Genomic DNA, 7,821 nt, shown 5'->3' on the forward strand with positions numbered 1-7,821 from the left:
TCCGCAAATGAACAGAAGCCGGCGCGACCGGGCGCCAGGGCAAACGCAAGAGGATAGCAAATGCCGACCGACCGTACCCAGCGCAAAGGCCGGGACAGGCCTAGGACTGACGGGAAAACGCGGTCTGGGCGAAGTTCATCCGCCGCGGGGCATAGCCCTGGTTGGCAGCGCGCTCGGCAACGGCGGGCAAGCGCCCAAGCACCTGCGGCGAATCGATGATGTTCATGAAGGACTGGATGGTTTCGTTGTCCGGGACCTTGGGCAGGCTGACGCTCACTGCCCGGCGCTGGCTGTCAGGAATGGCGGGGATCTTCAAATGCTGCGATTCATACAACAACGCGTGCTGAATCAACGGGTTGACCTGGCAAAAGCGCTCGAGGTCGACCCCGGCATGGCTGGCCAGGTCGATATTGCCCAGCAGCAGGTTGAACGGTTGCAATGCACTTTGCACCAGGCGCTGCAGATCTTCGAAACTCTCGACCGGGGCGATGCGGTAGTAGCCCATGCCATTGAGCATGCGCTCCAGTTGCAGCAACTGCATCGGGTGTTCGTCGGCGATCAGTATTCGCAGCGATTTGTTCGGCATTGTCTATGACCAAGGCAAACAGCGTTAGCGATGTTCCTTGACCATACTGCGCCACTCATCAATTGCAGGCTATTGGCGAGCACCCGCCAGATAAAGGGTCTGTATTGATAGTTGTCGGGAATCGGGCAGAAATCAAGCAACGTCACCACGAATTTTTCACATCCGCCCCGCGTCTGGCCTTACTGCGACTCCCATTCGCGCATCCGCACCCGGCAGTGTTTCATGGCATTGACAATGTGTTTTTCCACCAGACTGCGCGAGATACCCAGGCGCTCGGCAATCTGCGGGTGCGACAGGCCATCGAGCTTGCGCAGCAGGAAACACTCGCGACAAGGCTGGCTGAGCTCGGCCAGGGCACGCTGCATCAGGTCCAGGCGCTGGTTGAGGTCCATGCTCTGGGACGGCGCCGGAGAAAAGAAACGCTCATCGGTATCGAGCACTTCAAGTGGCTCGGCCTGGCGCAGCAGCCCGCGCCGATGACCGTCGATCACCAGGTTCAGGGCCGTACGGTAGAGAAACGCGCGCGGATGCTCTATGTCATTCCCGCCAGTGCGCTCCAGTACCCGGATATAGGCATCGTGGGCAACGTCTTCAGCGGCCTGCCGGTTACCCAGGCGGGCACAAAGGAAACTCACCAGTTCGCGATAGTAGCTTTCCAACACAACACCTGGCCGCGACATCTGCGGGAATTCCCTTGGCTCTGGGTTAAGCGGGTCTGAATGATGGCAGAATGCAATAATACAAATTATAATTATTCTCAGCAAGCACCTCGCACCCCGGTAAATTCCAACGCCTTCACCTCGTTTACCTGGGAGCCTCCCGTGCCTGTCGAGTCATACCGCCAGGGTGAAGTCACGGGCCCTACCTTCTGGCTGGAACCCCTGCATGAGACGTTCTTCCACTCGCCGCCGCGCGGCCCTCTACAGCCTCGGCCTGCTAAGCCTCGGCGCCCTGCTCGCCTGGACAACCCTGCCAGCCGGCAGCGACCCGCTCAGTACCGTGGCCGTCACCCGCGGGGATATCGAAAGCAGCGTCACCGCCCTGGGCACCTTGCAACCCAGGCGCTATGTGGACGTTGGCGCCCAGGCGTCCGGACAGATCCGCAAACTGCATGTGGAGGTTGGCGACCAGGTCAAGGAAGGCCAGTTGCTGGTGGAAATCGACCCTTCGACCCAGCAGGCCAAACTGGATGCCGGGCGTTTTTCGATCGAAAACCTCAACGCCCAGCTCGATGAGCAGAAGGCCCAATACCAGTTGGCCGAGCAACAGTACAAGCGCCAGCGCAACCTTGCCGCTGGCGGGGCAACCCGCGAAGAGGACGTACAAAGTGCCCAGGCCCAACTCAAGGTGACCCAGGCGCGCATCGACATGTATCGCGCACAAATCCGCCAGGCCCAGGCCAACCTGCGCAGCGATGAAGCCGAGCTGGGCTACACGCGCATCTATGCACCGATGTCCGGCACCGTGGTCGCTGTCGATGCTCGCGAAGGCCAGACCCTCAACGCCCAGCAGCAGACCCCGCTGATCCTGCGCATTGCCAAATTGTCGCCCATGACCGTCTGGGCGCAGGTCTCCGAAGCCGATATCGGCCACGTGAAGCCTGGCATGACGGCCTATTTCACCACCCTGGCCGGCGGCAAACGGCGCTGGGCCAGCAGTGTGCGGCAGATTCTACCGGTGCCGCCCAAACCCCTCGATCAAACCAGCCAGGGCGGTGGCAGCCCGGCCAGTGCCAGCGGCAGTGGCGCCAGCAGCAAGGTGGTGCTCTACACCGTGCTGCTGGATGTCGACAACCCGGACAACGCATTGATGGCGCAGATGACCACCCAGGTGTTCTTTGTTGCCGGGCGCGCCAGCAAGGTGCTGACCGTGCCGGTGGCGGCACTGGATGAACACGCCGATGGCAATGACCTGCGCATCGCCCAGGTACTCGACAGCAACGGCACGGTCAACCAGCGCCAGGTGCGCACCGGATTGAGCGACCGCCTGCGGGTACAGGTGCTCGACGGCTTGACCGAAGGCGAGCGCCTGCTGATCGGCGCACCCGCCGCTAGCGGGGGTTGAATGTCCACGCCCCTGATCGAACTGCGCGATATCCGCAAATCCTATGGCGGCATCGATACGCCCAAGGTCGAGGTGGTGCGCGGTATCAGCCTGGCCATCCACCCGGGCGAGTTCGTTGCCATTGTCGGCGCCTCCGGCTCCGGCAAATCAACGCTGATGAACATCCTCGGCTGCCTGGACCGCCCCACCTCAGGCAGCTACTACTTTGCGGGCAAGGACGTTGCCGAGCTCGACACTGACGAACTGGCCTGGCTGCGCCGGGAGGCCTTTGGTTTTGTCTTCCAGGGTTACCACCTGATCGCCTCGGGCTCGGCCCAGGAAAACGTCGAAATGCCAGCGATCTATGCCGGCACCCCCGCCACCGAACGCCACGCCCGCGCCGCCGCCCTGCTCGAGCGCCTGGGCCTGGCCAGCCGCACCGGTAACCGCCCGCACCAGTTGTCCGGCGGCCAGCAGCAACGGGTGTCGATCGCCCGCGCCTTGATGAACGGCGGGCACATCATCCTCGCCGACGAGCCAACCGGCGCGCTGGACAGCCAGAGCGGCGCCGAGGTGATGGCACTGCTCGACGAACTGGCCAGCCAGGGCCATGTGGTGATCCTGATCACCCACGACCGCGAAGTCGCGGCACGGGCCAATCGGGTCATCGAGATTCGCGACGGGCTGGTGCTCAGCGACTCGGCAGCGCAACAGGCCTGCCCCGAACCCGGCACTCGCGGGCTGCGGGCCGAAGACCTGCGCCAGCGCCTGAGCCAGGGCGCGACCCTGAACGGGGCCTGGAAAGGCGAGCTGGTCGAAGCCCTGCAAGCGGCCTGGCGGATCATGTGGATCAACCGCTTGCGCACCGCCCTGACCCTGCTGGGGATCGTCATCGGCGTAGCGTCGGTGGTGGTCATGCTGGCCGTCGGTGAAGGCAGCAAGCGCCAGGTCATGGCGCAGATGGCCGCCTTCGGTTCGAACATTCTTTACCTCAGCGGTAGCGCGCCGACCCTGCGCGAACCTGCCGGGGTCGTAACCCTCAATGATGTCGCCGCAGTCTCCAGCCTGCCTCAGGTGAAGATGATCATGCCAGTGATCGGCAGCAAACTGATGGTGCGCTACGGCAACAACAACCAACAGTTCTATGTCGGCGGCAACAACACGTATTTTCCCGAGATTTTCAACTGGCCGGTGGTCGAGGGCAGTTTTTTCACCGAAGCCGACGAACAGCACGCCGCAGCCGTCGCCGTGATTGGCCAGAAAGTACGCGAAAAGCTGTTTGGCGCCAGTACCAACCCCATCGGCCACTACATCCTGGTCGAAAACGTGCCCTTCCAGGTGATTGGCATGCTCGCCGGCAAAGGCGCCAGCTCCGGGGACCAGGACAGCGACGCGCGCATCGTGGTGCCCTACTCGGCTGCGGCAATCCGCCTGTTCGGCAGCCGCGACCCGGAGTATGTGACCATCGCCGCCGCCGACTCGCGGCGCGTGGCCGACACTGAAGCGGCCATCGACCGACTGATGCGCAAACTCCACCATGGCAAGCACGACTACGAGCTGACCAACGACGCGGCGCTGATTCAGGCCGAAGCACGGACACAGAACACCTTGTCGCTGATGCTGGGTTCGATCGCCGCCATCTCCTTGCTGGTGGGTGGCATCGGGGTGATGAACATCATGTTGATGACGGTTCGCGAGCGCACCCGCGAGATCGGTATCCGCATGGCTACCGGCGCCCGCCAGCGCGACATCCTGCGTCAGTTCCTCAGTGAAGCGGTGCTTCTGTCGATGGTCGGCGGCGTGACCGGCATTGCCCTGGCGCTGTTGATTGGCGGCGTGTTGCTCCTGGCCGATATTGCCGTGGCCTTCTCCTTGCCCGCCGTGCTCGGCGCCTTTGCCTGTGCAGTGATCACCGGCGTGGTGTTTGGTTTCATGCCGGCCCGCAAAGCCGCCCGCCTCGACCCGGTCAAAGCCCTAACCAGCGAATAATCCATGAACCTGCCCTGCCGTCTCAGTTTCCTCTCGATCAGTTTGGTGCTTGCCGCCTGCACGTCGACCGCCCCTACACTTTCAAGCGGCCTGCAGGCGCCAGCGCAGTGGCAAGGCCAGGCGACCAGCACCCCGCTGCCCCACGAGAACTGGTGGCGGCAATTCTCCAGCCCCGCGCTTGATCAACTGATCGAACAGGCCAGGCGCAACAGCTTCGACCTGGCCGCTGCCGCAGCGCGTATTCGCCAGGCCCAGGCTTCGGCGGTCATTGCCGGCGCGCCGTTGTTGCCCGAGCTCAAGTTCAGCCTCGATGCCAGACGCCAACGCCTGCTGCATGGCAACGGCTTCGACCAGCTCGATGCCAGCAGCCGCGAACGCACCAGCACCTCGTTCGGCACCCGCTTGAGCGCCAGCTACGAAGTGGACTTCTGGGGCGGCAAGACTGCCGCACGCGACAGCGCCCTGTTCAACCTGGATGCCAGCCGTTTCGATCGCCAGACCGTCGAACTGACCCTGCTCAGCGGCGTCGCCAACAGCTACCTGCAGAGCCTGGCCCTGCGAGAGCAGGTGCATATTGCCCGCCTCAATCTGAGTAATGCCGAGGATGTCCTGCGCCTGGTCGAAACCCGCTATCAATCCGGCTCGGCCACCGCCCTGGAACTAGCCCAGCAACGCAGCCTGGTTGCCGGCCAGCAACGCCAGGTACCACTGTTCGAGCAGCAGTTGCAGGAGGCGCGCATCACCCTGGCGACCTTGCTCGGCGAGCCAGTGCAGGCGCTGCCCGCCCTTGAAGAATCGATCACCCGCCTGAACTGGCCGCAAATCGGCAGCGGCGTGCCCAGCGAGCTGCTTAGCCGCCGTCCGGATATCGCCACTGCCGAAGCCAGCCTGGCCGCTGCCCAGGCAGACGTACGGGTAGCCCGCGCGGCGATGCTGCCGAGCCTGACCCTGGGCGCCGACCTGGGTTCAGGCGCCGATACCTTTGCCCAGGTGATGCGTAGCCCCTACTACACCTTGAGTGCCGGGTTGGCTGCGCCGATCTTCAACAACGGCCGCTTGCGCGCCGAACGCGACAAAGCCCGCGCTAAGCAGGATGAACTGCTGGAGAATTACCGCAGCAGCATCATCAACGGCTTTGCCGATGTCGAAAGGGCCATCAATGGCATCAGTGGCGTCGACCAGCAGCGCCAGTCGCAGGATGAGGAAGTGGAGCAGGCGCAGATCGCTTTCAGACTGTCTGAGCGCCGCTACCAGGCGGGTGCCGAGACCCTGCTGACAGTACTGGAAACCCAACGCACGCTGTATCAAGCCCAGGACCAGCAGGTACAACTGCGCCTGGCCCGGTTGCAAGGCAGCGTGGCGCTGTACAAGGCATTGGGTGGCGGATGGCAGGTGGTTCGCTAAATCATTGGCCTGCCTGCACAAACCCTGTGGGAGCCGGCCTTGCCGGCGATGGCCTGCAAAGCAGGCCCAATACAAGGAATCAGGAAACAATCCCGCGCAATGACAGATGCCGCGCATACCAGGGCCGTTGCGGTACCCGGCGGACCAGGTCGCCAATCTTGTCGTCCTCACCAAAAGTGATACGCAAGGCCAGCTTCATGGTCTCTACATCCATTTCCACCGACTTGCCGGGGAACATCCCTGGCGTGGTACTGCAACCATGGGTCACTGGCCCCAGCCACGGGTCATCGACTTCGACCCAGCGTCCCGGGGCAAACCACTGCACCCCATTGACCTCAAGACGCCGTACTTGCCCGGGGTTGTAGCGCTCGTGGGCCCGGAACCAGTCCTCGATGCGGTCATCGATCCAGCCGTGAAAGCCCCAGAACACCGGATTCACATGGGACGAGAACGGGTCGCCGAGAAAGTCGTTTTCTGCTCCGAACCAACGCCCGGCAAAATCGGCCGGATCACGCGCAAAGGGAACCGGAGCACCGTTGACCGGGTCACGTGGCACCGAGGCCCAGCCCATGTGCAGCCAGTCGTGCAGGTTCATCTCCAGCTCCGAACCGAACGTACCAAGGGTCAGCTTCGACAGGTACAGCGGGTCCTGGTACTGCGACTCCCAGACCTGAAAGTTACTGCAGAACGTCTCCCCGGCCTTGATCGCCGAGACCCACTGGCCATAAGCCTCATCGCCCGGCGCCCGCCACCCGGGCGGCACGCAGTAGCCATCGTGGTTATCGTAGTAGCGGGCAAAGCCCTGGCGGTCGTGCTCGACACTGGGTTGCGGCAAGGGGAAATGCCTCCAGGAAGGCAGGTCCTGCATGGAGCGGGCAGTGCCCAGCATGTGTCGGTGCATGAACAAAAAGTCCACCCCCGAGCCATTGCGATGCTTGCGCGGGCCTCGGGCATCACGCTCCCGCTCGCGCGGGCCAGGCTGCCAGCCCAGGCCGCGCAAGGCACCGTGCTTTTCTTTCGGCAAGCGGTGCCACTTGTCACGGGTGGCATGCCAGAGTTGATGGAACAACCGGTGCTCGGGGCTGATCAGCCAGGCCTGCAATTGCGGTGTATAGGGCAACCGCTCACGGGCCTCGGGAAACAGACGTTTGACGGCAACGAAACGGCTGTCGGCCAGGGGCAACGCCATAGAACGATCCAGCGGCTGCAAGCGGCCACTGAGGGTACCGCTGCCGGCATTGCCGAAGTTGCCCCAGACTTCATCCAGGCTCGCCGAACATTCGTAGCCCGGCCCACCCAGGTTGCTCATCAGTCGCCAGCGCACCGTGGCCGTAGAGGCCGCCAGCAAGTCACCCAGCACCCGGTAAGCTGCCGGCCCATCACTGCGCAGGACGCTTTCGCGATCGACATATCCGCGCAGGCCACGGCCCTTGGTGGCGACGTCCAGGTACATCAGCACGCCTTCGCGAGGTAAGCCGGCCAGGCCGCCATCGACACCGTCAAAGCGCAGCTCCCAGACCCCACGCAACTGATCGGCCAATTGCTGGCCAGCGCTATCGGCCAGCTCGACGCTGGCCTCGCCGGGGGTCACGATATCGTCCTCGGGATCATGGGTCAGTTGCTTGTGCGCATAGTAGGCGGCTGGCACGGTCGCGCCCGCCACTGCCAGACCAGCTATGAATCCTCGTCGCGAAATCGTCATCGTCCTACCCGTATCAGCCATGAAGCAGGCTTTATCCAAGCTAGGACGTATCCTGAAAGGGTAAATTTAAGGTTCTTCACGGAATCCTGGGGGGCTA

Annotated in this window: 6 protein-coding genes; 3 read left to right on the plus strand and 3 right to left on the minus strand. The window is 63.3% G+C overall.

Annotation, left to right across the window (positions count from 1 at the left end; genetic code table 11):
* Window positions 1-100: 100 nt before the first annotated feature.
* Both UW3_RS0119055 and UW3_RS0119060 read right to left on the minus strand, forming a co-directional pair.
* On the minus strand, window positions 101-586 hold the full coding sequence (locus tag UW3_RS0119055; protein WP_010224707.1) for a hypothetical protein: 486 nt from the start codon (window positions 584-586) through the stop codon (window positions 101-103).
* A 179-nt stretch (window positions 587-765) separates the two neighbouring features.
* On the minus strand, window positions 766-1,245 hold the full coding sequence (locus UW3_RS0119060; RefSeq protein WP_010224708.1) for a sigma-70 family RNA polymerase sigma factor: 480 nt from the start codon (window positions 1,243-1,245) through the stop codon (window positions 766-768).
* 226 nt (window positions 1,246-1,471) lie between these two features.
* On the opposite strand from UW3_RS0119060, the gene UW3_RS0119065 reads away from it, so the two are divergent.
* Genes UW3_RS0119065 through UW3_RS0119075 form a run of 3 tightly spaced genes read left to right on the plus strand, consistent with a single transcriptional unit; the run spans window position 1,472 to window position 6,022 of the window.
* On the plus strand, window positions 1,472-2,650 hold the full coding sequence (locus tag UW3_RS0119065; RefSeq protein WP_010224709.1) for an efflux RND transporter periplasmic adaptor subunit: 1,179 nt from the start codon (window positions 1,472-1,474) through the stop codon (window positions 2,648-2,650).
* Window positions 2,651-4,618 carry a MacB family efflux pump subunit gene (locus tag UW3_RS0119070; protein ID WP_010224710.1) on the plus strand — a complete coding sequence of 656 codons (1,968 nt, stop codon included), beginning with the start codon at window positions 2,651-2,653 and terminating at the stop codon, window positions 4,616-4,618.
* Between the two features lie 3 nt (window positions 4,619-4,621).
* Window positions 4,622-6,022, plus strand: coding sequence for an efflux transporter outer membrane subunit (locus UW3_RS0119075; protein WP_010224711.1), 1,401 nt, complete (start codon window positions 4,622-4,624; stop codon window positions 6,020-6,022).
* A gap of 79 nt (window positions 6,023-6,101) precedes the next feature.
* Here UW3_RS0119075 and pvdP read toward each other — a convergent pair whose 3' ends face one another.
* Entirely contained in the window at window positions 6,102-7,724 is a 1,623-nt protein-coding gene (gene pvdP, locus UW3_RS0119080) for a pyoverdine maturation tyrosinase PvdP (RefSeq protein ID WP_026001406.1), read from the minus strand.
* Window positions 7,725-7,821 lie beyond the last annotated feature (97 nt).

Source organism: Pseudomonas donghuensis (assembly GCF_000259195.1).
In the GTDB taxonomy this organism is placed as follows: domain Bacteria; phylum Pseudomonadota; class Gammaproteobacteria; order Pseudomonadales; family Pseudomonadaceae; genus Aquipseudomonas; species Aquipseudomonas donghuensis.